Raw genomic sequence first — 26363 nt, 5'->3', positions numbered from 1 at the left:
TAAGATTCTCTCGGCGCACTTCGAAACGCGCTGTCGCAGGGTGGATGTCATAGATGAAATTTTTCAGCTCAGTCGGAGACTATATCAGGGAAAGTCAGGTCTGGGGCTCGATCTTTCGGCACGGAGTGCCCAGGGACCGGCGCACCCGGGCGATGGCCATCCTCAGCAACGTCTTCTTGCACCTGCATCCGGTCGCCGTTCGTAAGAGCGGCATCCGGCTGTCTTTTACCTGGTGCATGGGCGGCCTCACGTTTTTCCTCTTCCTCGCGGAGACGATTACCGGCGTCCTGCTGATGTTTTATTACAGGCCGGTTGTGGAGTATGCCTACACCGACATCGTGGGGCTCAGGGCTCACGTCACGCTCGGATTGTTACGTGAGATTCACCGGTGGGGGGCCCACGCGATGGTCATCGCCATCTGGCTCCACATGCTCCGCGTATTCCTCACGGGCAGTTACAAGCCGCCCAGAGAATTCAACTGGGGCGTCGGCGTCATTCTGCTCGTACTCACGCTGTTGCTTTCCTTTACCGGTTACCTGCTCCCATGGGATCAACTGGCCATCTGGGCCATCACGGTCGGCTCCAACATGGCCCGCGCCACGCCGATCGCCGGGCATGAAGGTCCGGGCGCTGCACTTTTGCAGATTGGCGGAGTGCCGCTGATTCACGGCGGCTCAGACGCGAGGTTCCTGCTCCTGGGCGGCACCGTCGTCGGTCCGGGGGCGCTCCTTCGATTTTACGTGCTTCATTGTATTTTCATTCCGCTGGCGGCGTCCGTGTTGATCGCGGTTCACTTCTGGCGGGTACGAAAAGACGGTGGTATTTCGGGACCGTTGTAATCGGTCGTGCGGCCGGATTTGATCGCGATAATTAGAGGCAATGCAGGCGGCTACGGCTTTTCGATTGCCGGGCCGAGGATTACAGGGCGAATCGCAGCCCTGACAGGCTGGAAACTCATCAATGCTTGAACTGGTTCTGGCATCCGCGGATCATGCGAGTATCACCGATCGCATCAAAGGCTTTATCGATGCGCTCTGTGCACCGCAGTACTACGTACCTTTGTCCTGTCTCGTCATGATCGTCGGGCTGGTCACCTACAAGACATGGACCAAGCCGAAATTCGCGATCGCGCTCCTGATTGCGTTTACCGCGTTTTATTCGATCAGTTGCGTTGACGAAGACTTCAGAAAGATCATCAAGAAGCCGGACAACGTTCCGATCACGATGATGATCTATCTCACCGGCTTCTGCACCTGGCTGGGAATGCGTCAGGCGGCACAGAACGACGAGAGAATGAAGCGCGGCGAGCCGCTCCTTGAGAGCGGGGCGGACGACAAGGTTCTCGTCTGGCCCGATCTCGTTTATACCGAAATGATCGCGCTGGTCTTTTGCACGGTCTTCCTCATTGTATGGGCCATCGTCTTGAAGGCCCCGCTGGAGCCGCCGGCGAACCCCACGAATATCCCCAACCCATCCAAGGCGCCGTGGTACTTCCTCGGCCTTCAGGAACTGCTCGTCTATTTCGATCCATGGATTGCGGGCGTGCTCCTGCCCGGCCTGATTATCGTCGGCCTTGTCGCTCTTCCATACATTGACAAGAACCCGCGCGGCAACGGCTACTACACGCTCAAGGAGCGACCGTTCGTCATCAGCATTTTCATGTTTGGCTTCATCATTTTGTGGTGCGTCTTGATCGTGCTGGGCACGTTCCTTCGCGGCCCGAACTGGAATCTCTTCGGCCCCTTTGAGACGTGGGATCCCCACCGCCCGGCCGCGCTCTTGAACATCAACGTGTCCGACGTCTTCTGGGTGGTCATTCCCGAGCAGCTTGGTCTGTCTTGGTGGAAGCCCGGGCTGCCGACCAGCGGAGTTTTGGGACTACCGGCATATCTGATTCGCGAGGCGCCGGGCCTGATCCTGCTTGGCGGGTATTTCTTCGTGTTGCCGGTTCTCTTGGCGCAGACCGTGTTCAAGAAAATCTACGCCCAGATCGGTTTTATTCGTTTTTGCGTCTTCTGGCTACTGATGAGCTGGATGTTCATCGTGCCGATCAAGATGGTTCTGCGATGGCTGTTCAACATGAAGTATTTCGTGGCCATCACCGAGTGGTTCTTTAACATCTAGCCGGCCGACGGGGTCGGGATTGCGCCCTCGGTGTGATGCCGGCGGCGCGGCAGAGCAGGATGATATGCCGGTAGCGACGGAAACACTGAGAAACATCAAGCGTGTGAACGTATGGTTCGCCGTATCCGCCGTGCTCGCACTGGTGAGTACCGGTTGGATGATCTGGCACGATTACAACCGGCCCTGGCGGCACTTTCAGCGGAACTTTTTCAACGTCCGTTCGGCCATGGCTCACATGGACGCGCTCAAGTACGAAACGCCCGCCGAAAAGGAGAAGTACGCCAAGCTCCTCGCCGCGGTTGAGGACGCCAAAAAGGAACTCGCCACGGACGAAAAAAAGGCCCTGGAGAAGGAACTCTTGGCGCGGCAGGAGACCCTTGCCGGTGAATTGCAGGGCGTCGCCCTTACCTTCGGCAACCGCAACGCCGAGATGCAGGTGCGTCTCTTTGACTATGAAGAGGCTCGGGCCCTGCACGGCGAGGATGATCCGAGGTCGATAGCCATCAAGAAGTCGAACGATGAAGCCGCGGCGATTCTTTCTGAATTGAAATCGAAGCGGGAAAATCTCGAAGACGAACTCCGATCGATCAAGCAGGACGTGAAGCGCCTCTATTCACGGAAGTCGGAGGCGCAAAAAGCACTGGCGGCGTATGAGAAGGGCCTCAAGGACGCCGAGCGTTTTGACAAGATGTATGGTCCGGGCCTGGACCGCTTCGCGTTTAACGTTCCACTGCTCGACTATCTGGCGCCAAGCGGCACGCCCGGGCACGAGGAAGTCCGCCAAGTGTTCATGAAGCCGATCCGGTTCGATTACAACTTTGTGGATTCATACGTGACCGATCGCTGCGTGACCTGTCACGTCGGGATCGACGATCCGACCCTCACTGTTGAGAGCTTCGTTCGCCGAACAGGCGCTTCCCTTGAGAATCCCGCCGTCCAGTCCGCGCTGAAAGTTTCAAACGAGTCATTCGCCCAGGACTTGCTCATCGCACTTGGCGAGGCGGCCAACGAAAAGCAATTCATCGACAAAGACGTTCCCGAAATGAGCGACGATGATCGCGAGAAATTCATCAGCGCCCTCATCGGTGCGGCGAATTCCTTCTTTGCCGATATCGAACGCCCCGCGTTGCCCGCCGACGACATCAGAAAGACGCTTGCCCAGGCCGGCGACCTGACACGCAGCAAGGTCATGGACGCGATCATGGGGGCTGCCCAGAGTATTTTGTGGGGTAGGCCGCCTGTCTCCACTGCCAATCCTGACCAGCGCATCGCCTGGAAGGACATGAGCGAGGCGCAGCGCCAGACCTATACCGCGTCCATCACCGCGGCGCTGAACACTTACCTGGTGAGCCAGGGCAGGCCCAGGATCGACTTCAGCGAGGAGATTCGGGCCCATCCGCGACTCGACCTGTACGTCTCCGCGGACTCGCCGCACTCCATGACCAAGATCGGCTGTACCGTCTGCCACGAAGGCGCGGGACAGGATACTGACTTCATACTTGCCGCGCACACGCCCAAGAACAAGGCCGAAAAGAAGGAATGGGAAGAAAAGTATTACACATCCGAACTGGGCGTGCCGCTGGCCACGTTTCATCTCGTGGAGGAATTCTGGGAGCGCCCGATGCTTCCTCCTCAGTTTACCTCGGCGAGCTGCAAAAAGTGTCACCAGCAGATTTACGACCTTGAGCGTGACAAGACGATTCCGCTCGAGCCGGCCCACAATATCGTTGAAGGGCGCGACCTCTTTACGTCGGTCGGCTGCATCAACTGTCATAACGTTGACGGACTGTCCGATTCGCGCAGAGTGGGTACCGACCTGTCGTACGTGGCCGAGAAACTGACCCAGGGTTTTATGGAGCGCTGGGTGGAATATCCCGGCAACTTCCGCCCTTCGACCTGGATGCCGCACTTCTTCCATCAGGAGAACAACCTTCCATCCAGCGCGAACGAGTTCGATCCCGACCCCGTCCTTCGAACCGAGACGGAAATTCAGGCGATCGTTCATTACCTGCGGACGTTTTCCAAGCCGCTGGACATGATTCCGACCCCTGAAGGCATGGTGGGCGATCCCACGCGCGGCGAGCAGTTGTTTACTTCGATCGGATGCCTTGCCTGCCACGCCAATCTCGATGCCAAGGATCCGCAGTCGAGCGACGGAAAGTCCTTCGGTGAGTTATGGATCACCAGGCACCTTGTGATGTCCGAGGGGCTGAGCGAGGATGACGCCAAATCGCGATATGACGCGATGTCGAAGACCGATCGCGCGCGCTATGCGACTCACCAATTCACGCCGGAACGACGCAAGGCGGCCCTCGTCGCTTCCCGGGAGGAGGAAGTTCTGGCTGATCGTGAAGGCCGCGACGTCGATCCGAAGAAGATGTACGTTCCCCCGGCCTTTACGCGCGTTGCACCGGAGCTGTCCGGCATCGGTACGAAGCTGATCGACGATCCAAATGATGCCGAGCAATCGGCCAGCGCCCTTCGCTGGCTGTACAACTGGCTTCATGAGCCGAGACATTATTCGTCCTACACGCGCATGCCGCGCATGTTTCGCGATAACTACTACCAATTGGACGACGCAGAGACGCAGCGCAAGAAAAACAACCAGGACATCCTGGATGTCGCCACCTACTTGCTGGGCCTGCGTAATGACGAATTTGATCGCACCCCGATTGCAACCGGCAAGAAGCAGGTCGAGCTCACTCAGTCGCTGATTCTTGATCTACTCGGCGGACAGAATACGGCCAGCGTTTCGGAGAAAATACTGAATGACGAAAAGGGCGCCGATGCCGATCCGTACGGTCGCCTGACGGCCTCGATCGTCGCTCAGACTTATCGATCCTTCGGCGACGGTGATGAAGGCAAACAGCGCGTCGCCGAATTGATCGCGACGCGCTCCGGCAGCTTGCAGGATCGCCAGAAGCTCTTCCTCGGCATGAAGATGGTCAGCCACTACGGCTGCTACGCGTGCCACACCATCGCCGGCTTTGAAGATGCGACACGGCCCGGAACGGATGTGAGCCTGTGGGCCCAGAAGTTCATGAGTCAGCTCGATTTCGCCTTTTATTCACCGCCCTTCGAGCACGAAGTGGAGGCCAATCCGGCGATCTTCGGGAAGCTCTATATCGACGATCCCGAGTACGCCCATCTGGTGCGCGATGCGGGAGGCAATGCCCCCGCCGAGGTCCAATACAACCACGCCTCTTTCGCCTGGCACAAGATGCGCAATCCGCGGATTTGGGATCGCGAAAAAGTCAAGAAGTCCTATGAGAAGTTGAAGATGCCCAACTACTTCCTCTCCGAGGAACAGGCGCGGGCCATCACCACTTATCTGCTAAGCATGCGCGACGCAAACGTGATGAAATCGGTGCAGATCGACTACGAGAATACTCCCGCCGGAAAGATTGCCGCCGGCCGGGCCCTGGCGCGAGATCTCAACTGCATCGGCTGCCACACGATCGAGGGCGACGAGGCAAACATCCATCAATACTACACGCGCGACACCAGCGTGGCCGACAGCTATCCCTTCGGCCCGCGATTCCGCCCGCCGCTTCTCTGGGGCGAAGGCGCAAAGATCCAGTTCGACTGGCTCTTCAATTTCCTGAACAACGTGGAGATGCTCCGCCCCTGGTTGAACGTGCGTATGCCCAGCTTCTACCTGACGAAAGAGCAGGCAACGACCCTCGTCGAGTACTTTGCCGGCCTGGCCCAGGATGAGTCGCAGATGCTCGCCTCCGAGACGGCCGCGATTGTCAAGTACATGAAGGAAGTCCACGCGCCGGCGGATAATGCCCCGGGCAGTGATTCGTGGTTCCTCCAGGACAAGTTTGCCCAACAGGCGAGAACGCTCAGTCGCTACGCCGTTGCAAAGGAGCAAATCCGCCCCTTTGATCTGAATACGAACGAGACGCAGCCCGCGGCCATTGCCGAGGCGATCGGCTCTACCTACGACAAGATTATGCTGCGCTCACAGTTCCTTGCGGAGCTGTTCGACGTTGATTTTCCCTATGCGGATGCTGAATCGCACATGACCGATGATGAGCGATTCAAACGCGGCGAGGAGTTTTTCTACGATTTGAAGTGTCTCGCATGTCACGTGGCCGGCGATCCATCCGTCCCCGGTACGACGACGGACATTAAGGCCCCCAACTTTGCACTCACTTACAAGCGGCTTCGCCATGAATGGGTCGTCAAGTGGCTTGAAGACCCTCAGGCGATCCAGCCCGGGGCGAACATGCCTCAGATTTTCCCGGGCACGACCTATCACGCTCAGTTGGGTGGAGACGCGCAGAAGGAAGGCGAGGCCAAGTACGGCGATACCCTTGAAAAGCAAGCGGATATCCTCGTTGATTTCCTGTTTAATCTCGGCGACCGTCGCTACACGGCCATCCAGCCGGGCGGTCTGACGCCTCCCGCGGCCGACCAGCCGCAGGATCAGGATGTCGACTTCGACTTCGGCGGCGGCGAGGGTGAGAAGAAAGAGGAGAAGGAGCCAGAGTTCGATTTTGACGGTTAGTCCCGGCTTCGGCGGGGTCATTTTTACCGCAGAATCGGCTTCCGCTCTATCGGGAGGGCTTTTCCGGGTTGATTTGTGATTCGGAATCATTGCAAGGAATGCCGTCTCGGCGAGAATAGGCGGTGCCGGGATCCATACAAACGGGCTGGTTTAACGCCCAGGGAGAAATAGTCATGATGAAGAAGAGTTCGCTGGTAAGTCTCGTTGTTGCTTTCGCATTCGCACTGATCGCGACGCCCTCATTCGCCGACGGCGCTAAGGGTACCGCCGTCATCAAGGGCAAGGCTGTGTTCGACGGCACGGCCCCCAAAACGAAGGCGCTGGGAATCACCGGCGACAATCACTGCGTCCAGGCTCATAAATCCCCTCAGCCGGACCAGGGCACGATTGTTTACAGTAATGACGGAAACACGATCCCGTTCGTTTTTGTGTATGTGAAGAGCGGCATCAAGGACAAGTATGATCCGCCCGCGACGCCGACCGTGCTCGATCAGGAAGGCTGCATGTACCACCCGCACGTCTTCGGCATGGTGGCCGGCCAGCAGCTCAACATCAAGAACAGCGACCCGACCAATCACAACATCCACTCGCTGGCCAGGAAGAATCCGTCGTTCAACTTTGCCCAGCCGAATAAGGACATGGTCAAGGAATTGAAGGGCAAGGACACCTTCAACAAGGAAGAGATCATGATCAAGATCAAGTGCGACGTTCACGCCTGGATGTCCACTTACTGCGGCGTCCTGACGCACCCGTTCTTCGCGGTCACCATGTCGCACGAGAACGACGGCGGCGACAAGGCCAAGCGCGGCACATTCGAGATCAAGGATCTCCCGGCCGGCGAATATGAAGTGGCCGCTTGGCACGAGACCTTCGGTGAAGTCACCCAGAAGGTCAGCATCAAGGATGGCGAGACGAAGGAAATCGAGTTCAAGTTCGGCGCCAAGGCCGATGCGACGCCTCCCAACTCCCGCGAGGTAATCCTCTCCGCGGCCACGGATAGTGACGAAAAAAAGTAACTGACGATTCCACTGATGAACATGCGGCGTCGAGTCCCACGGGGGCTCGACGTCCACTTAAGAGGCGACCACGCATGCTGGCCCAAATGCATTACGGGCGATGGATTCCTCCTATGCTCTCCGAGCACGGTGGGGCCATCGATCAATTGATCGATATCCTTCACGTCTTCATGGCCGTGCTTTTCATTGGATGGGGTATCTTTTTTATCCACTGCCTGCTCAAGTTTCGCCGCCGCTCGGGACATTCCGCTCGCTACGAACCTGTAAAGGGCAAGGTCTCCAAGTATGCCGAGTTCGGCGTCGCGATGTTCGAGGCCTTTCTGCTGGTCGGCCTCTCCATGCCGGTCTGGGCCAAGTACAAGAACGACCCGCCAAAGCAGGATGAGCGGTTGGAGGTGCGCGTCGTCGCCGAGCAGTTCCAGTGGGACTTTCACTACCCCGGCAAGGACGGCAAGTTTGGAAGAACGGAGAACAGCCGCATTTCCGCCAGCAATCCCCTCGGTGTCGTTGGTCTCGATGATGAGACCCTTGATCCCGCCGGCGCCGACGATTTCGTCACAGTCAATGAATTCCACCTTCCCGTGGCCAAGCCGATCTATATTAGGTTGACCACCAAAGACGTGGTCCATTCCTTTGACATCCCGACTATGCGGGTCAAGCAGGATGTCATCCCCGGAATGGAAATTCCCATCTGGTTCACTGTCCAGCCAGATGCGACGACCGACAAAATCAAGGAGGCGATGACAGAGAAGTTCAAAACGGCGAAGGCGTCCTGGTATCGCCTGAGGCATCACGTCGCCGTTGAAGATCACAAGTCCTCGGGTGGAGAGGTTCTCCTGGCCAAGGGCGAGGATCTCGGGGCGGAGTACAAGGCCGGTTATGAGAAGCTCGCCCAGTTGGCCAAAGCCGGTATCGACGAGTTGACCATGCAGCCGCGTAATCCTCTGGAGGTCGTCTGTGCCCAGCTCTGCGGCAACAGCCATTTCAAGATGAAGGCTCAGATGTACACTCACGACGAGGCCGGATACAACGCCTGGGTCGAGGAAAAATCGAAGAAGGTGGAGTTCTCGCCGGATTTCTAACGGATTCGCGACTTCGCCGCGCTGAGCCGCCCGTTGGCGAGGCGTGCACGCCGATTCCCGAGACCAAAGATACGAACCTAGTCACTAGCAGGGACGATCACGCATGAGTTCACACGATCATCACGGCAGCCACGACCATGGCGGCCACGAAGAACTTCCCTTCTGGCGGAAGTATGTCTTCTCGGTGGACCACAAGGTCATCGGCGTTCAATACACGATCACGGCCTTGTTGTTTCTCTTCTTCGGCTTTTCCCTGATGATGATCATGCGCTGGCAGCTTGCCTACCCGGGACAGCCGATTCCTTTCATCGGCAAGTACCTTGGCGCCGCCCTCGCCGCCGACGGTGTCCTCGTCGGAGACGGCTATAACGCAATGGGCGCGATGCACGGCACCATCATGGTGTTTCTCGCCATCGTGCCGCTCGGTGTCGGCGGTTTCGGGAACTATGTCCTCCCGCTGCAGATCGGCGCCCCCGACATGGCATTTCCCCGGCTCAACATGATGAGCTACTGGGTCTACGTGACGGGCGGAATCGTCATGCTCGCCAGCTTCTTCGTTCGCGGCGGGGCGGCCGCGTCAGGATGGACGTCGTACCCACCGCTCTCGGTCATTGCCACAACAGGCCAGACCATGTGGTTGTGGGGCATGGTGCTCCTCATCACCTCGTCACTGCTCGGCTCGGTGAACTTTATTGTGACGACCGTCCAGCTTCGGGCGAAAGGTCTTGGTTTTTTTCGCCTTCCGTTCTTCGTCTGGGCACAGTTGGTAACCTCATTTCTGCTCTTGCTCGCCTTCCCGCCGCTGGAGGCGGCCGGCATACTCCAATTGATGGACCGCCTTGCAGGTACCAGCTTCTTTATGCCGTCCGGTCTTGTCGTCAGCGGCGTTCAGCAGCTTCAGTATGCAGGCGGCGGCAGCCCGCTCCTCTGGCAGCACCTCTTCTGGTTCCTCGCCCATCCGGAAGTGTACGTCCTCATTCTCCCGGCCATGGGCATCGTTGCCGAAGTCATCGCCAACAACACCCGCAAGCCCCTCTGGGGATATAAGTCGCTGGTCTATTCGGCGATCTTCCTCGGCTTCATGTCGTTCATCGTCTGGGCGCACCACATGTTTATGACCGGCATGGGCACGACGCTGTCGACCTTCTTCCAGGCGACGACGATGATCATCTCCGTTCCTTCAGTGATCATCCTGACCTGTCTGATCATCAGCCTGCACGGCGCGTCGATCCGCTTTAACGTGCCGATGCTCTTTGCCCTCTCGTTTCTGCCGATGTTTGCCATCGGCGGTTTGACCGGCCTGCCACTGGGCCTCACCGCGTCGGACATTCATCTGCACGACACCTATTACGTCATAGGCCACTTCCACTACGTGGTCGCTCCGGGGACGATCTTCGCCGTCTTCGCCGGAGTGTATTACTGGTACCCCAAAGTCACCGGCCGCATGATGAATGAAATGCTCGGGAGGATTCACTGGTTCTTCTCATTCATCTTTATGAACGGCATCTTCATGCCCATGCTCTTTCAGGGCATGGCCGGCATTCTCCGCCGCCAGTATGACCAGTCCGAGCAGCTTCACGGCGCCAGTGCCCAGGGCCTCTCCGTCATGGCCTCCTGGAGCGCCTGGATGCTGGCTATCGCCCAGTTGCCCTTCATCATCAACTTCTTCTGGAGCATCTGGGGCGGCAAGAAGGTCGGCGCCAATCCGTGGGAGGCGACGACGCTGGAGTGGGCCGCGCCGAGCCCGCCGCCGCATGGCAACTTTGAAAAGGTTCCCGTGGTCTACTGCGGGCCTTATGAATACAGCGTTCCAGGCAAGAAGACCGATTTCTGTCCGCAACACATCGCCTAGGAGGCACCAGATTTGTCAGCCGCAACTGTGATTCCGCACGATATGGAACCGCATCCCGTTACCGGGATGTACAACGGCAAGTTCGGCGTCTGGCTCTTCCTCGCTTCGGAAGTGATGCTGTTCGGAGCCCTCTTCTCGTCCTATGTGCTCCTTCGCATGGGCGCCGATGACGGGATGTGGCCCAAGCATGGCGCCGAGATTCTCAATGTGCCCTTGGCCACGTTGAATACAGCGGTCCTCATCAGCTCCAGCGTCACGATGGTCATGGCCTGGGCGCAGCTAAAGATGAAAAAGGTCGGAAAGGCTCAGCTTTACCTCACCCTCACCTTCCTGCTCGCCGGATCGTTTCTTGTCGTAAAGTACTTCGAGTACTCTGAGAAGTTTCATCACTACCAGGTGTGGCTCAATTCACCCTTGACCGTCGACGGCCACGAAGTCTCCACGGTCCGCGGCCACTTCGACGAAAAAAGCCCCCATCTCGAAGTCGATGCCAAGTCCGGGGCATTCATCACGCCCGAATTCGTCTCCATCATCCCCGATTCTCATGGCGGCGATCATGAGCACGCCTCCGCGATGCGCATCGAAGGCGACCAGATCAAGCGCGTCTCCAACTTCGGCCCGCGGCACAGCACCTTTCTGGCGACCTACTTCACCCTCACCGGGCTCCACGGCCTGCACATCATCGGCGGCATGATTGTGATCCTCTATTTCATGCTCACCGGAGCGAGGTTCTCCCGAATCAACCCGGATAAGTACGCGAATCGAATCGAGTGTACCGGCCTCTACTGGCACTTTGTCGACCTGGTGTGGATCTTCCTCTTCCCGGTCCTCTATCTGCTCTAGGAGTCTTGCGATGAGTCATCATGAGATGTCGGTCGAGGAAGTTCAGAAGCACGTCAAGACCTATGTCATGGTCTTCGCCTCGTTGCTGGTCCTCACCGGCGTGACGGTCGGCGTGTTTTATCTGCACCTCACCATCGGTGCCGCCGTGGTGGTGGCTCTGTTGGTCGCCTCGGTCAAGGGGTCGCTGGTTGCCTGTTACTTCATGCACCTGATCTCCGAGCGCGGATTGATCTACTGGATTATCGCCTTGTGCGCCTTTTTATTCATTGCGCTGTTGCTGGTTCCGGTCATCACGGTTCATGAGTCGGTGGGGATGTAGCATGTCGCTCAAGGGGTTCCACGTTTTTTTCATCGCCGTCTGCCTCGTCTTCCTGATCGTCCTGGGAGTCTGGGGCATTCGCGATTTTCAGGCGACAGGCGAACGAATGTCGATCTGTCTCGGCCTCAGCTCGCTGGGAGCAACGATCATTCTCGGCGCTTATGGCATATGGTTCTTGCGCAAGCTGCGTCACCTGAGCTTTGTATAAAAGGGGACAGTCCAATGAAACGCATATTCCCACTGGTTCTCCTTTTCGTCCTGCCGCTGGCGGCATTCGCGTCCGACGCCGCGGCATGCTCCGTTTGCCAGGGCAATCCCGATTCCCATTTGGTCAAAGGCGCTCAGGGGGGCGTGATCGTCATGGTCATCACGACCTACGGCGTCATTCTTTGCATGGCCGCTCTCGTCGCCACGTGGTTCGTTCGCCATCGTCGCCTCACCCGCGCATCCGGGCTCAAGAGCACTACCCGCCCCGAGTCTTTACTCGACGCCGATCATGAATAATGTCCGGCCATTGTGTGACACCGACCCGTCCGAGATGCGCGGCGCCTCCGCCCGTCAGCCATCCGCCGGGCTCTGGCTTCACCGTTACGCCATTCTCGTCGCCCTCTCAACCTGGTGCCTGATCTTTGCCGGGGGCATGGTCACCAGCACCGGCAGCGGGCTCTCCGTACCCGATTGGCCCACGACTTACGGCCAGAACATGTTCACCTATCCGCCCTCCAAGTGGGTCGGCGGCATCTTCTACGAGCATGGCCATCGACTGATCGCGTCTTCCGTCGGAATGCTCACTATCGGTCTGTGCGTCTGGCTCTGGCTTCGCGAGCCGCGCCGCTGGTTAGCCAAGCTCGGCGTCGTCGCTTTGCTCACCGTCATCGCTCAGGGCGTCCTCGGCGGTCTCACCGTCAAGTATCTCCTGCCCACGCCGATTTCCGTGGGCCACGCATGTCTGGCCCAGGCGTTTCTCTGCCTCACCGTCTCTATTGCCGTGTTCACCTCGCAATCCTGGAAGCGGGCTCGCCAGATTGTGCCGAATCCGTCGCCATCAGGCTTCGTTCAGACGCCGACCGTGGCCCTCATGCTTGTCCTCCTCATCTTCGGCCAACTGATGCTCGGGGCGATCATGCGTCATACCGATTCCGGCCTTGCCGTCCTCGACTTTCCGAAGGCCTATGGCCAGTGGGTGCCGGCGCTGAGCGAAGACGCCGTCGGGCGGTACAACGACTATCGCCGCTTTGAGCTAACGATCCCGGCCGTCACCGTGCAGCAGATCGCCTGGCACATGGCCCATCGCGTAGGTGCAATCACGGTTGCCTTCGCGGCGGCCTTCGCCTGCGGCTGCGTCATCCGTCGTCATTCGGCATTACCGGCGCTTCGTCGACCGGCCATTCTGATTCTCCTGCTCGTTGCGGTTCAGTTTGCCCTCGGCGCGTGGACCGTCCTGTCCGGTAAGCTCGCCATCGCCGCGACCCTGCACGTCGCCGTCGGCGCCGCGACGCTTGCGACCGCCTGGTTCATGACGTTGCAGTCCTATCGACACGTCGGCCTCGTCCGGCGTGAGTCAATGCCCGTCGCCGCGGCACTGGGGGCCGCCTCATGAATCGACCCGTGGAACAAATGGATGCAGGGCCCGGCGCGTCCGGTGTCGTCGCCGCCGAACGGTCTCGCGGGGGCGCACGTCCGCGTCTGGCCGACGTCGCCGAGCTGGCAAAGATTCGCATCTCGTCGCTCGTCCTCGTCGTGACCGCGATCGGCTTCGGCCTCGGAGCGCCGCAAGGAGCCGCGATCTCCTCCGTCGTTGCCACGTTGGTCGGCGTCTTCTTTGTCGCCGCCGCCGCGAACACGCTGAACCAGCTCATGGAGCGCGAGTTCGATCGCCTGATGCCGCGGACCATGGATCGCCCCATTGCCGCCGGACGCGTCTCGCCGAGCGAAGCCTTGATCCTCGGCACCGCATCGGGCCTCATTGGCGTCGTCATTCTTTCGCTGACCACAACCGTCCTGGCCACCGCTTTGGCCGTCGCGACGATCGTTCTGTATCTGTTCGCATATACGCCGCTCAAGAGAAGAACCGTTCATAACACCATCGTGGGCGCAGTACCCGGGGCGCTGCCGCCGCTCATCGGCTATGCCGCCGCCGCGGGAAATCTGGGTGCCGACGCCTGGGTTCTTTTCGCCATCCTTTTCTTCTGGCAGCTCCCGCACTTTTTCGCCATCGCGTGGATGTATCGCGAGGACTATCGCCTCGGCGGTTACAAAATGCTCTCCGTCGTCGACCCCACCGGCCGCTCGACCCGCTTTCAGGCCGTCATTTACACGCTCATTCTGATCGGTGCCAGCCTTTCGCCGATCCTCGTCGCCCCGACCAACATCACCTACATCACCGGCGCCGTTATTCTCGGCCTGGGACTTTTGGCCGTGGCGATTGCGATGTTTCGTAATCTCAGTCGGGCGACAGCCCGCGCCATGCTGCTCGCATCCGTCATCTATCTGCCCGCGCTGCTGTCGCTCCTTCTGATCGATCGATTGAGCGGATAAGCCGTGACCGACGTTGTTCAAGTCGCCGGGCTCACTCACCGCTACGGCGGTCGCACTGCGCTGAGCGCCGTGAGCTTTGAAGTTCGCGCCGGCGAGTGTTTCGGACTGCTCGGCCCCAACGGCGGCGGCAAGACCACGCTCTTTCGCATCCTCACCACTTTGCTCGCCCCATCTGCCGGCACGGCGACGATTTGCGGCAGCGACATCCGCACCGATCGCGCCGAGGTCCGCCGGCATATCGGCGTCGTGTTTCAGTCGCCCAGCCTCGATATCTATCTGACCTGCCGGGAGAACCTTCGCCATGCCGGTCACCTTTACGGGCTGTCGGGTCGAGAGCTTCACGAGCGGGTTGATGACGTGCTCGGTCGTGTTGGTCTTTCCGACCGCGGCGGCGACCTCGTCAAGACGCTTTCCGGCGGCATGAAGCGGCGCGTCGAAATCGCCAAGGGCATATTGCACAAGCCTGACCTGCTCATTCTCGACGAACCGAGCACCGGCCTGGACCCCGGCGCGCGGCGCGAATTATGGAACCAACTTCAGGACCTGCGGCGCGAGACGAATGTCAGCATCCTCATCACCACGCACTTCATGGACGAAGCCGACAAATGCGACCGTCTGGCGATTCTCGATCGCGGCGCGCTGGTGGCCGTCGGTACGCCGACGGAGCTGAAGGCCCGCGTGGGTGGAGAGTGTGTCACCATCGAGTGCGACAACTCCGCCGAACTAGTCGCGGCCATGCAGCGTGACTTCGAACTGGCCCCTCGCGTGGTGAACGGGACGATTCGAGTTGAGACGACCGGCGGCCCGGCATTGGTCACGCGGCTCATGGAGCGCTACTCCGAAAAGATCACGGCCATTACCCTTAGCAAGCCGACGCTGGAAGACGTCTTCATGCACGAGACCGGCCACCGGTTTGAGATTCGCGCCGACGAAGGCGTCAGGGGGGCCGCATGAGTTCCTTTTCTTCGCCGAAGCCGGTCGGCCTTTGGGCCCCTTGTCAGACGCTCTGGCGGCGCGAGATGGTTCGGTTCCTTCGCCAGCGCAGCCGGATCATCGGGGCGCTGGGGACGCCGGTGGTCTTCTGGCTGCTGATGGGGGCCGGTCTTCGACAGTCGCTTCGCGCGCCAGGAGACGCGGCCAATGTTGACTATCTCGAATTCTCCTTCGGCGGGGCCATCGCCGCGATTCTCCTTTTTACCGCCATCTTCTCGATGATCTCGCTCATCGACGATCGCAAGGAAGGCTTCCTCCAGGGCGTCCTCGTCGCGCCGGTTTCGCGCTCGGCCATCGCCCTCGGCAAAATCATGGGCGCCACGACCCTGGCCGTGGGGCAGGCGGTCATCTTCCTGCTTCTCGCACCGACGGCAGGCATCTCGCTATCGGTCGTCTCCTTTGTCGCCACGACCGCCGCGATGGTACTGATTGCCTTCGCCGTCACGAGTCTTGGCTTCTGGATCGCGTGGCGCATGGAATCGACGCAGGGTTTCCACGCCATCATGAACCTCGTCCTCCTCCCCATGTTGATCCTTTCCGGCGCGTTCTTTCCGCCGGCCGGTTCGGCGGGCTGGCTGCGGGCGATCATCACCTGCAACCCCATGACCTACGCGGTGGACCTGATTCGTCATTGCCTGTATTACCATCACGAGAGCCCGATCGTTTCGTCCGGCTCGTCGTTCATGATGTCGCTGGCCGTATCGATCGGCTTCGCCGCGTTCACATTCATCCTGGCGATCTCGTCAGTCACCAAGGAATCTGCAAAGGCCCTCCAGTGAGTAACGAGTCCACACCGGTCGAAAAATCAGACGACGCCGTCGCCGATACGCGACACACTGCGCCCGGCGCGACCTTCTGGATTCTCATGGCGCTCTCGCTGCTGTCGGTGGGGGGGCTGGCGATGCTCAAGTTTCTCCAGACCGATCGCGACAAGCTCCACAAAATCGCCGCCAAGCAGCGTGAGCCGATTCCCGTCCTCAATACGCTGCCGGACTTCACGCTGACCGAGCGCAGCGGCAAGCCGATCAGTCTGGCCGACCTTCGCGGGCGCGTTTGGGTGGCCGACTTCATCTTCACCCACTGCGCCGGGCCCTGTCCGGTGATGTCGATGCGCATGAAGCAGTTCCAGGACCTGCTCAAGAAGGAGCGGATGGACGATGTGGTCTGCGTCAGTTTTTCGGTCGATCCTGAGAACGACACGCCGGCGCGTTTGACGGAGTACGCCGACGCCCTGGGGGCCGAGGTCGGCCGATGGCTGTTTATCACCGGCGAGAAGCGCGCCATTCGCGACCTGGCGATCAAGGGCTTCAAGATCGCCGTGCAGGACCCGGAGCAGGGCGACGACCAGATCATCCATTCCACCCGCTTCGTTCTGGTGGATCAGGAGGGCCGCATCCGCGGCTATTACAGCGCCATGACCGAGTCGGAGGAGATCGATCCGCAGACGGCCGGCACCGAGGGCGGCTTCCCCGCCGAGGCGCGGAGCAAACTGCTCTCCGACATCCGCCGGATTCGCCGGGGGGACGACTAGGGTGACGGTCAACGACCTGCCGCACCTGAACGCGGCGCTGAACACGACGAGCACGATCCTCATTGTGGCCGGCTACCTCATGATCCGCCGGAAGAGGATCGCCGCGCACAAGGCGTGCATGCTCGGGGCGACGGCCGTTTCGGCGGCGTTTCTCGTTTCGTATCTGATCTATCACTACTTCGCGGGCCACGTGAAGTTCACCGGCGAGGGAGCTGTGCGGGCGGCATATTTTTCGATCCTCATCTCGCACGTCGTGCTCGCGGCGACGGTGCCTGTCTTCGTCGGTCTGGCGATTTACCGGGCCCTGAAAAATCAGATCGACCGGCACAAAAAAGTCGTCCGCTGGGGCTTTCCGATCTGGCTGTACGTCTCGGTGACCGGCGTGATTGTTTATTTCATGCTTTATCATTTCTATCCCCAGCGATAGGGCCGCAGGTCGCTCTCCCAGCGGCTCGAAGTGAAAGTGACATAAGGCGAAGAGAGGGGCCAAAGGGCTGAGGGGCCAGGGGGCCGAGGGTGAATACAAGCGCGCTGCTCGCGCGCAAGTGCTGCAAAATCGAAGGTGACATAAGGTGACACAAGGCCTTCGCGGATTGTGCCAACCCTTGTGGCGGGCATGTGTTGGGGCGGCAGGTGGAAAAGGTGAAAAATCGAGAATTCGAGGCGTCGAGGCGCGAAAGGCCTGAGTCCTGAGGCCCGGGGCTTGAGGCGACACGATGGATACCTTTGCGGGGCATGGCTGGGTTGATCTCCACGGAACAAAACTTGCTCCCTGTGCGCGCCTTGGAAGGGCGACGAAGCTCGGCGGGGCGTGCATGGAGGCGTTTTTTCGATGAGACAATTCGACCCCGATGGGGTCGGAGGGGATGGGCGGGCGCTGGTTAACAGGGGCGATGCCCCTGCCTACTGAAGTTTGGCCTTTCAGGCCGAGGGATGCGGGACGCGGAACCAGAAACTCATGGTGGTGCGTGCGAAAGGGGTGTAGACACCATTCGGCCGGACACGTGGCCGGGGCCTAGGATTCTACGTGGGCGAAGGTCGGAGAGGCATGAGGAGGCTGCCTTGTTACCGCGAGTATCATTCCACGTTGCGATATTTTCTTCCTGTTTATTGATCTATCCTCTTTCGACCGTTCGGGCGGAATTGCCGCCTGGGTCGTTTCTTGGATTGGGGGCACTTCCAAATCCGACGCCCTACAGCATTGCATACGGCATTTCCGGAGACGGCAGCACGGTCGTCGGTTTCTCAGCCCATGCTGGGAATTGGCATGCTTATCGTTGGACGGCTGTGGATGGTCTAAACGCGCTAAATCCCTCTCCCCCGGCCAATTCGTACACCGTTGCAACCGGCACTTCCTTCGACGGATCGGTCGTCGTCGGCGGGTACGGAGACCAAAACAACGATTGGAGTTTTCGATGGACCGCCGAAGATGGCTTCATGGCGCTCCACGAGTTGACGCCGGAGACGTTTAATTCCGCCGCATGGGATGTTTCGTACGATGGTCGGACCGTCGTTGGCGTTGTGAACACCGCCAGCGCATTCGACTCGGGGCTTCCATTTGTCTGGAGACAAGACGAGGGAATTCAGGTTTTGAGCCTCGCAGGAACCGGTTACACGGAGGGTGTGCCGCTTCGCCTATCGGGTGACGGGAGCGTTGCGGTTGGCAGACTCCTCCGAACAGAACAGGGATTCGGGACCTTACGCTACGAAGCCTTCTACTGGAGTAATGACGCGGGCATCGTCAAACTTGGCGGCCTTCATCCCTTGTACATTGAGAGCGTCGCGCTCGGCGTGTCTTTCGACGGGTCCACTATCGTCGGGCAGGTAGTAAGGCCACAGGACAACGTGGCATTCAGGTGGACCGAGCCATCGGGGATGCAGCCCCTGGGCGACCTGCCGGGCGGGCCTTCGTACAGCGCTGCAACGGCAGTCTCGGCGGACGGTTCGGTCATCGTCGGAGTGGGCCGAACAGAAATCGGCGGAGAGGCGTTTGTGTGGGACGAAGTTCGCGGTATGCGAAACCTGAGGGAAATCCTCATCAACCAATTCGGCGCTGATTTGACCGGCTGGCAACTGTACGAGCCCGTTGATATCTCGGCGGATGGTCGAACCATTGCTGGGTGGGGGTTTAACCCGGAAGGCCGGACTGAGGCATGGATCGCGGTGATCCCCGAGCCGCAGAGCGCGGCACTCGTCGGCGTCGTTTCGCTGGTTTTCGTGCGGCGTCGCTGGCGGAGGTCGTCGCCATGTTGAAGCGTGCCGTCTGGTGGTCGTGCCCGGTCTGGCTTTCCCTCGCCTCGGCCACCCCGGCGGGGATTGTCTTTGAACAGTTGCCCAATCTGGGCGGGGGAATTGGATCGGACACCGCGTTCTACGAGGTCATGGGTTTTCCAGAGGTATGGCAACTCGTGGCGGACAACGTACAGGTCAGCGAATCGGCTGAGATTCGTCGGGTTACCTGGTGGGGCTTCTACGGCGGCAACTTCGATGGAACGAGCGATCCGCCCGCGGGCGATGAGTACATGCGCGTCCGGTTTTACGCGCCGCGTTCGAGCGACGGGTTGCCGGATGACTCGGCGGTTCTCTACGAGGAATCCTTCTTAAATGCGAGTCGCGCCGCCACAGGCCGATTTATCTTCGGCGGCTCTCCCGAGTTCAGATATGAGGCGAACCTCGGCACTTCGTTCGTCCTTCAATCGAGCACGGTGTACTGGCTTGAGATTGTGCAGCTCGGTGATGTGGATAGCACCTATCGATGGGAGTACGGCACTGGAGTTGTTTCGGGTCGGGCGAATTCAAACCCAATCGTCCCTAATTGGGTCTTCAATAACGGCAGCTTCGCCTTCCAACTATCCACCATCCCCGAGCCGCAGACCGCGGCGCTCGTCGGCGTCGTATCGCTGGTTCTCGTCCGAAGGCGGGCGCGATTTAGCGTTTGCTAGATGAGACAATTCGACCCTGTTGGGGTCGGAGGGGATGGGCGTGCGTGTGTTAACAGGGGCGGAGCCCCTGCCTACTGAAGTTTGGCCTTTCAGGCCGACGGATGCGGGAGGGGATTCGCGCGGTGGGGCGTTCGGGAAAGGAATCTCTCAACGGCGAAAACCATGCACGAATTGGCTTTCCAATGCGAGGGCCTCAGGTTTCACGACAAGTTCCCAAGGGGGGTGAATGCGCTCAAGGTTTCCCGTTCTAGCTGAGTGAACCCCTTAGTGCCCGGTTGCATTTGGCCAAAGCGAGAGATCTTTTTATGCATTCCTCTAATTCGGATCGTCCGTCGCAATGTTGCCGCCTTCTTCTCATGCTCCTAGTACTTGCCTCGTGCGGGTTGAATCTCCGATGTGCCGCTTCCAGGCAGGTAGCCGTGTCGCTGGACATCGGCCCACGCGATGTTGTGACGCAGACGGTGTATCAGCGCGAAACGAGGAAGATCGCCGCGTCAGATGGTTCGCTCAGCTTTCACTTGGGCGACATCACGGGTGGGTTCGTCCTGGTGTCGGTCCTCGACCGCTCGGGGAATCCGCTGATCGATCGCGAGGAGATGAAAGAGGGCGATTTTATCACCACAAAGATCGGCCAGGGTGAGTTCGTCATTTCGCTCGATCGTTTGGTGAATCTCCTCATGGGCGAGGACTATGCTACCTTGTCGATCATGCGGAGGGAGGACTTCGATCGAGTCGCGATAGAACGACTTCTCCGGACGCTCGAATCCAGCGAGTCAATCTTCGTCAGAAACGATCAGGAACTCGCCGGCCGAGACATGGCGGCCCTGCTCCGTCAGAAGCTGGGCTATCTTGGGGAAGCTAACCCGACCGTCGATGAGTTCATAGACAATATCGCATCCAAGTCGATGGCCTCCGGCGAAGATTACGCCGTCAGACTTGCGGATGGCAAATCAATTCCGCTCGGCGAGTGGCTTCGCAGAAAAGCACCGGGTAAGTCGAAAGAGCCCGTGCTGCAAAAGTCCGACTCGGCTGCCGGAACTGTCATCACGATAAAGACGAGCTCTACTCAACCAGAATAAGTCCGATGGGCAGCGTTGCGAGCGGTCGAGGTTGGAGGCGGACGAGTAGAATGTCCCCCGCGCTCCTGGGTGGCGGCCAGGTGAGGTCACTACACGTAACGCGTTCAGCGATATCGGCGCGAGACGACCAACATGCAGCCGGCGATGATGAGGGCCGCGCAGGTTGGCTCCGGAGTCGTGTGAATCTCGGCGCTGTTGAACATCTCGATCGAGTCGCCGAGCGAATCGAGGTAGAACCGCAGTGTCATGTGGTGCTCGGTCGTCGTCGGCAGGACGAGCGGCCCGAGGCTGCCCATGAACGCATGAGGGCCCGGCCCGGCATAGAGTCCAGTCCCGTAGGCGCCCAACGGCTGGCCGTTGATGTTGGCAAGATAAAGCAGGTCGGCGCCGCGAACCTCGTGATCAATCGTGTTGTCGAACACGCCGTCGATCGATGCGGTGTGCGACTGGAGGCCGGACGCTGCGTAGTGGTGAACAAAGTCGATTTCGCCGACGTTGAGGGGGACGTTGGCGATTTTTTCGATGAGAGTATCGGTCACCACGGTCGACACGGGCGGCACGCCGTTGAAGCCTCCTTCGGCGAAGATTACACCTGTCGCCTCCCACCGGTTCTGCATATCGTTCAACTGGAAGTGGTGCTCGATGTTGCCCACCGTGAGATCGGCGTCGTCCGGGCTGTTGTCCAGGACCTGGTAGGCGATAATGTTGTCAATGTAAACATCGATCGAAAAGCCGGCCCAGGCGGTGCGGGCCAACCCGAGCAAACACAGGGTAAACACCACAAGATGCGATCGCTTTGCGATCATGGTGATCCTCCAATTTCACGCGACAATGCCGGCGAAGAGATGGGGCCGGCAAGTTGAGCAAGTCCACGCGGAGGCGAGGTCGCGCATTCATCCGACTTGGATGTCATCGTACGATATTCTCGATTGAGATTCAATCCGGATGTCGGGGGGCCTCCGTCCGGCGGACCGACACCTGCCGCGATCTGAATACCCTTCGCGTCCCTTATACTTCGTGACCAATCACGCGTTGACGGCCTGTGCCCCGCCAATTGCCCTACCCCTTTACGAAAACTTTGAAGCCTCCGTAGGCCATACGCTTGCAGTCGAAGGGCACCGGCATTTTCTCCATCATCTTGTGGAGGGAGGGGTCCTTCATGATTTTGGCATTTGCCCGGTCGCGTTGGGCGCGGGATTTGAACACGATGTAAGAAAAGAGGACCGTCTCGCCCGGCTTGAGCTTGACCGTCTTGGTGAAGGGGTACATGCCCTTGATCTTGAGGTCGTCGCCGACGGCCTCGATGTACTCGAGCGCGCCGTGCTTGCGATAGAGCTTGGCGGCCATGGAGGAGAGGCGCTTGTAGGCGGGGAGGTTCTTCTTGGCGACCGGAACGACGAAACCATCAATGTAGTTCATGGTTGGGGGCTCCTTTGGGGTTCAGGTTTTTGGGGAGGATATTAAAACTGCTGAGAGGGTGCAACGGTCGGCGGCGGCCGAAGGGCGAAGATTAGGATTAGGAGCATGAGGCAACAGCGCTGGTGACGGATAAGAAAGCCTGCCGCCTTAGCCCCCCGCGATGGCGCCGACGATCTGGTAGGGCTCGCTGCCACTTGCAACGGCCTCCGGCAGGGGAGAATCCGGGTCATCGTGGGAGAGGTCCTTGTTGCACGCGAAAAAGCGGACGAAAGGGCGGCGCTTCAGCGTGCCGTGATCGCGAATGGTGCCGCGCAGGGCCGGGAACTTCGCTTCCAACGCGTCGAGGACGGCGCGCTGGGTGATGGGGCCTGTGACATCGAGCGAGACTTCGCTGTCAACGCCGGCGAGGTTGCGGAGGTGGAATGGGAGAATGATGCGGATCATGCGGGGCCTCTACGCCTCCATGAATAATTCGACCATCCCCCTTTAGCTTTGGGGGAGCCCCACTTCCTGAACACCGACACATTTCCCCAGAATGGGCCTAATTCCGCAAGTACCGTCGGGCAGAGAGTATAATGCAGGAGTCGGATTCCCGGCGAGTTCTTCAACGAAAACGCCATCCGATTTGCACTTTCTGTTGAGTCCGTGGGCGATGGAGTCGTTCACATGAAGTCCGTGTCGGCGGAGGCGTAGATGTGCCCGCCGGTGTGCCTTGCCCTGACCCATTAAAGGTCTCCTGCGAGCTTCATTTTCTCGCTTCTGGGCGTCCACGCTTAGTGGGGAATCTCAGCCACGACGTCTCTCGTCACATGCCAAGCCATTTGCGACGCAAGCGCGTGCCGGGAGCGATGCTCCTTCAGCCGCCCCGATGGTCGTCCGGGCCCGATGCGTCCGCCACTTCACGATGTCTCCGGTTGTTCCAAGGTCCGCCGGGATTCTTCACCAATACTTCTCGATGTGAATCTGTCCGGGCTGGCGTACAGAATGCTCCCTGAAGCCGTCCTCGGAGAGAATGGCCGTCATCTCCTCGATCATGCCGGGGTTGCCACAGAGAAAAATGTGTGTGTTATCCGGCGTCGGATCGAACTTCCAAAATTCGCGCAACGGACTCTCGCGCCAGACCGTTTGAATCCGACCGGCGCGGCCGGTCCAGGGAACGGGTTCAACCTGCGGACGGCTGATGAGCGGCAAGTAAGTCATGTTCGGGCACATCGACTGCAGCATCATCAATTCGCTCCGGTAGCCCAATTCCCAGCTATGGCGCGCACCGTGAACGACCGCGAAGCGACGGGGCCCTCCGCATTGCAACTCATCGCGCAACATGCTCATATACGGGGCCAGCCCCGTTCCCGTCGAAATCAGCACCAGGTGCTTGTCCGGTGGCACTTCCTTAAGCGTGAACATGCCGCTGAACCTGGGGCTCAGCCACAGTAGATCGCCCATTTGCAAGGCGAACAGTCGCGGCGTCAGCGCGCCGGAAGGAATGAGGACCACGTAGAACTCCAGGAATTCCTTGAGCCGCGAAGACGAGGAGATGGAATATGCCCGCTTGATCAGTCGATCCCCTTCGGCCGTCTCGTCCTCCTCCTCGCACATTGCGTAGCGGGCGCTGTTGCCGGGAAGCGCCAAGATCGCGAACTGGCCGGGCGTAAACGCGGGCATCTCCCAGCCAACGGGCGCAACCCGGAGAACGATGAGCGCCGGCGAAATCTCGATTCGCTGGATAACTTTGGCATTGAGTTCGGTCATTTTCACTGGAAAGCCTCAACTTCCTCCCCGGCGAGGCCGGGAATCGGCAATGATGCGGCCCGCGCGCCCGGGGGAAGACGGAGGGTCTGTCCCCCGGTTTCGACCATCTGCCGACTCGTAAAACGCGCCTCGCCAATACGGACATCGATGCCCAACTCTCGAAATCGCCGCGCTGAATCATGCGGGCGGATCCCGGCGCGGCGCGGATCAAGGCTTTGGATGGGACGCAGCCGACGTTTAGACAGTCGCCGCCCATCAGGTCGCGCTCAATCAGGGCGACCCTTGCGCCGAGGCCTGCAGCGCCGGCCGCCGTTACCAGACTTGCTGTTCCCGCGCCGACGACGACCAGATTGTAACGACCAGCGGGAGTCGGGTTGGTCCACGCAGTCGGATGGATATTTGCCACCAAACGGCGATTGTGCTCATCCGCGGAAGAGGTCTGCGGCGGGCGACCGATCATAGCACTGCCATTGGCTGGATCCGCCATGGGACCTCCGGGCCGCGCCTCGGCTGCCATGTCTTCTTGCGATGCAATCACTCAATCGTCTCCTTGCTATCGATCCTGCCGATTGTCAATGCTGTTTAATCGCCAGTCGTAGTCAAGCCACTCGATGCGAATCGGCATACCGTCCTTCAATGCCGCTTGCAGGGAGTCTGAGGAAGACGCGGCGAATTTCAGCACATCGCCTGACACCTGCTCAAAATCGCCGCCATACCACTTGTAGAGCTGAGTCAGGTAAGCGGTCTTGATATCCGATTTGAATTGAAACCACGTCCTGTGGGAGTGAACGTAGCGCGTTTGTTCATCGAGCTGCCGGTTGATACGCTTGCCGACGTATGCTTCGTTTCGCAGGGGCGGACAGCCAACCGCCGCGCACACCAAGGCAAAGTGAATCCGCGGCTCCTTGAACTTCGGACGAATCTGCTTCTGCTCGATCTGGTTCAGGCTCCAGACGCTGCCGCCCAGGTTCCATCGTTTGTCATTCCATCGATCCGCGTCGGGAATGTCCTTGATCGATGTGACCGGGTACTTGTCGAGGACGAGCCTCAGGGTGAATGCGTTGTATGCGTTGATCAACAAGGCCAGTTTTTCGTCGCGGCTCAACTCATCGAAACGCGCCTTGGCGATTAGAGCAATGTATGCGTCGAGTTGCGAAGAGTCCCGACGCAGGCCGGCGTAGTCCACCCAGCCCCCCTCGGTGACGTGGCTCGAGAGCAGTTGATTGAAAATTGAATGGTCGAACGAGGCTCCCACGCCTTCCGAGCCGTATGCCTCCACCAGTTTGACGCCCGGCGGGCCGAAAATGCCTTGCAGGGCGTCTCGCCGCATCCATGCTACGCCCGTTATCACCGCAAGAACGAGGGCGAAGATGGGCACTGCCATCTTTCGCTTGCTCACCGGCGCTGCTCCGGCGTCGAGGGGAGAGGATCCGGAATCCGGCGGGGGTGATGCCATATCCAATGCACCTTGCTCGGCGAGGACACGTCGTGCCAAACGCGTGACATACACGGTCACGACCACCGTCGCCAGCAGACCGGCGAACAACAGGATCGCCTTGCCGGCGCCGATCGCGCTGCCGCCTGCGCTTACCGCCTGAAGACCCTCGGCGCCGACATGGCCGAGATACACAAACATGAACGTCCCAGGGAGCATGCAGATCCAGCTCGCCAGAACGTAGGGCCAGAAGCGAATTGACGATATTCCGTAGAGGTAATTTCCCAAGCTATGCGGGACAGCCGGCGACAACCGAAAGAGGGCCACGATCTTCCAACCCCCCGTGCCGATCGCCCGATCGATTGCCGAAAATCGCGCATTTCCCTGGGCGGCTCTTTGGACGCCCGCCCGAGCGAAGTGACGGGCAATGAGAAATGCCAATGCCGCGGTGATCGTCGAGGAAATCGATACAATGACCATTCCCCATAGCAAGCCAAAGAGCGCTCCGGATGAAAGCGTGAGGACCGAGCCGGGCACAAAGAGCAGGCTCGCGAGAATGTATGCGCCGCCGAAGGCGAGCGGGCCGAACCAGCCGAGTCGGTCAATGCCCGATTGCATTGCGCCGATTGCCCTTTCCACGGGGAGAATGCGTGCGAGGATGATCAGGCAGATGACGATGGTCGCCGCAGCGACCAGGTTCACCAGTCGCCAAGACGATCGGCTTGCGGAGTTGACGGCTATTTGAGCCGCGGGTTCGTTACCGTCGGCGGCCGTGTTGATCGAGTGCGCATTCAAGATGAGTACTCCCTGCGGCTGGGCTGCCGTTTCCTACCGGCTTATCGTTAGAGACCTGACGGCTGCGATGACTTCGTCCGGATCCGACGGTTTCCGCGATTCGGATTCAGACTTGCGAGGCATGATGCAG

Annotated in this window: 25 protein-coding genes; 19 read left to right on the top strand and 6 right to left on the bottom strand. The window is 59.6% G+C overall.

The genetic code is table 11. The features are described from left to right. Window positions 1-53: 53 nt before the first annotated feature. From HS101_01355 to HS101_01265, 19 genes are all read left to right on the top strand, one after another. Window positions 54-839, top strand: coding sequence for a cytochrome b N-terminal domain-containing protein (locus HS101_01355; protein ID MBE7504912.1), 786 nt, complete (start codon window positions 54-56; stop codon window positions 837-839). A 454-nt stretch (window positions 840-1293) separates the two neighbouring features. Continuing rightward, window positions 1294-2124, top strand: a complete 831-nt coding sequence (locus HS101_01350) for a cytochrome C (protein MBE7504911.1) — start codon at window positions 1294-1296, stop codon at window positions 2122-2124. Between the two features lie 64 nt (window positions 2125-2188). After that, complete coding sequence (locus tag HS101_01345; GenBank protein MBE7504910.1) at window positions 2189-6640, top strand: c-type cytochrome; 4452 nt, start codon at window positions 2189-2191, stop codon at window positions 6638-6640. A 173-nt stretch (window positions 6641-6813) separates the two neighbouring features. Continuing rightward, window positions 6814-7656 carry a hypothetical protein gene (locus HS101_01340; protein MBE7504909.1) on the top strand — a complete coding sequence of 281 codons (843 nt, stop codon included), beginning with the start codon at window positions 6814-6816 and terminating at the stop codon, window positions 7654-7656. A gap of 113 nt (window positions 7657-7769) precedes the next feature. Next, window positions 7770-8738 (top strand): hypothetical protein, encoded by a 969-nt coding sequence (locus tag HS101_01335; GenBank protein ID MBE7504908.1) that lies wholly within the window; start codon window positions 7770-7772, stop codon window positions 8736-8738. 103 nt (window positions 8739-8841) lie between these two features. After that, complete coding sequence (locus HS101_01330; GenBank protein ID MBE7504907.1) at window positions 8842-10590, top strand: cbb3-type cytochrome c oxidase subunit I; 1749 nt, start codon at window positions 8842-8844, stop codon at window positions 10588-10590. Window positions 10591-10632: 42 nt separating this feature from the next. Continuing rightward, window positions 10633-11433: a heme-copper oxidase subunit III gene (locus HS101_01325; protein ID MBE7504906.1), complete on the top strand. Its 801-nt coding sequence runs from the start codon at window positions 10633-10635 to the stop codon at window positions 11431-11433. 10 nt (window positions 11434-11443) lie between these two features. Next, window positions 11444-11752: a cytochrome C oxidase subunit IV family protein gene (locus HS101_01320; GenBank protein ID MBE7504905.1), complete on the top strand. Its 309-nt coding sequence runs from the start codon at window positions 11444-11446 to the stop codon at window positions 11750-11752. Between the two features lies 1 nt (window position 11753). After that, window positions 11754-11960 (top strand): hypothetical protein, encoded by a 207-nt coding sequence (locus HS101_01315; GenBank protein MBE7504904.1) that lies wholly within the window; start codon window positions 11754-11756, stop codon window positions 11958-11960. A gap of 14 nt (window positions 11961-11974) precedes the next feature. Then, window positions 11975-12256 carry a hypothetical protein gene (locus HS101_01310; protein ID MBE7504903.1) on the top strand — a complete coding sequence of 94 codons (282 nt, stop codon included), beginning with the start codon at window positions 11975-11977 and terminating at the stop codon, window positions 12254-12256. After that, complete coding sequence (locus HS101_01305) at window positions 12249-13352, top strand: COX15/CtaA family protein (GenBank protein MBE7504902.1); 1104 nt, start codon at window positions 12249-12251, stop codon at window positions 13350-13352. The genes HS101_01310 and HS101_01305 overlap by 8 nt, the downstream gene beginning before the upstream one ends. Further along, window positions 13349-14290, top strand: coding sequence for a protoheme IX farnesyltransferase (gene cyoE / locus HS101_01300; protein ID MBE7504901.1), 942 nt, complete (start codon window positions 13349-13351; stop codon window positions 14288-14290). Before HS101_01305 ends, cyoE begins: the two co-directional genes overlap by 4 nt. Before the next feature lie 3 nt (window positions 14291-14293). Then, window positions 14294-15244: an ABC transporter ATP-binding protein gene (locus HS101_01295; protein MBE7504900.1), complete on the top strand. Its 951-nt coding sequence runs from the start codon at window positions 14294-14296 to the stop codon at window positions 15242-15244. After that, entirely contained in the window at window positions 15241-16062 is an 822-nt protein-coding gene (locus tag HS101_01290) for an ABC transporter permease (GenBank protein ID MBE7504899.1), read from the top strand. The genes HS101_01295 and HS101_01290 overlap by 4 nt, the downstream gene beginning before the upstream one ends. Continuing rightward, entirely contained in the window at window positions 16059-16814 is a 756-nt protein-coding gene (locus tag HS101_01285; protein ID MBE7504898.1) for an SCO family protein, read from the top strand. Before HS101_01290 ends, HS101_01285 begins: the two co-directional genes overlap by 4 nt. Before the next feature lies 1 nt (window position 16815). Next, window positions 16816-17241: a DUF420 domain-containing protein gene (locus HS101_01280; GenBank protein ID MBE7504897.1), complete on the top strand. Its 426-nt coding sequence runs from the start codon at window positions 16816-16818 to the stop codon at window positions 17239-17241. 860 nt (window positions 17242-18101) lie between these two features. Continuing rightward, the gene (locus tag HS101_01275; GenBank protein MBE7504896.1) at window positions 18102-19067 is read left to right on the top strand and encodes a PEP-CTERM sorting domain-containing protein; all 966 of its coding nucleotides are present in this window, start codon (window positions 18102-18104) and stop codon (window positions 19065-19067) included. After that, window positions 19061-19756, top strand: coding sequence for a hypothetical protein (locus tag HS101_01270; GenBank protein MBE7504895.1), 696 nt, complete (start codon window positions 19061-19063; stop codon window positions 19754-19756). Before HS101_01275 ends, HS101_01270 begins: the two co-directional genes overlap by 7 nt. Window positions 19757-20175: 419 nt before the next feature. Then, the gene (locus HS101_01265; protein ID MBE7504894.1) at window positions 20176-20835 is read left to right on the top strand and encodes a DUF5329 family protein; all 660 of its coding nucleotides are present in this window, start codon (window positions 20176-20178) and stop codon (window positions 20833-20835) included. 104 nt (window positions 20836-20939) lie between these two features. On the opposite strand, the gene HS101_01260 is transcribed toward HS101_01265, so the two are convergent. From HS101_01260 to HS101_01235, 6 genes are all read right to left on the bottom strand, one after another. Continuing rightward, on the bottom strand, window positions 20940-21641 hold the full coding sequence (locus tag HS101_01260) for a hypothetical protein (GenBank protein MBE7504893.1): 702 nt from the start codon (window positions 21639-21641) through the stop codon (window positions 20940-20942). A 253-nt stretch (window positions 21642-21894) separates the two neighbouring features. Further along, window positions 21895-22254 carry a DUF1428 domain-containing protein gene (locus tag HS101_01255; protein ID MBE7504892.1) on the bottom strand — a complete coding sequence of 120 codons (360 nt, stop codon included), beginning with the start codon at window positions 22252-22254 and terminating at the stop codon, window positions 21895-21897. Window positions 22255-22401: 147 nt separating this feature from the next. Then, on the bottom strand, window positions 22402-22698 hold the full coding sequence (locus tag HS101_01250; GenBank protein ID MBE7504891.1) for a MoaD/ThiS family protein: 297 nt from the start codon (window positions 22696-22698) through the stop codon (window positions 22402-22404). A gap of 495 nt (window positions 22699-23193) precedes the next feature. Beyond that, complete coding sequence (locus HS101_01245) at window positions 23194-23658, bottom strand: hypothetical protein (protein ID MBE7504890.1); 465 nt, start codon at window positions 23656-23658, stop codon at window positions 23194-23196. Then, complete coding sequence (locus HS101_01240; protein MBE7504889.1) at window positions 23645-24490, bottom strand: FAD-dependent oxidoreductase; 846 nt, start codon at window positions 24488-24490, stop codon at window positions 23645-23647. Before HS101_01240 ends, HS101_01245 begins: the two co-directional genes overlap by 14 nt. 66 nt (window positions 24491-24556) lie before the next feature. Beyond that, the gene (locus HS101_01235; protein MBE7504888.1) at window positions 24557-26056 is read right to left on the bottom strand and encodes a VTT domain-containing protein; all 1500 of its coding nucleotides are present in this window, start codon (window positions 26054-26056) and stop codon (window positions 24557-24559) included. Between the last annotated feature and the right edge of the window lie 307 nt (window positions 26057-26363).

The sequence above is a fragment of the Planctomycetia bacterium genome, from assembly GCA_015075745.1.
GTDB lineage: Bacteria > Planctomycetota > Phycisphaerae > UBA1845 > UTPLA1 > UTPLA1.
This window is presented reverse-complemented; position numbering and strand designations above follow the sequence as displayed.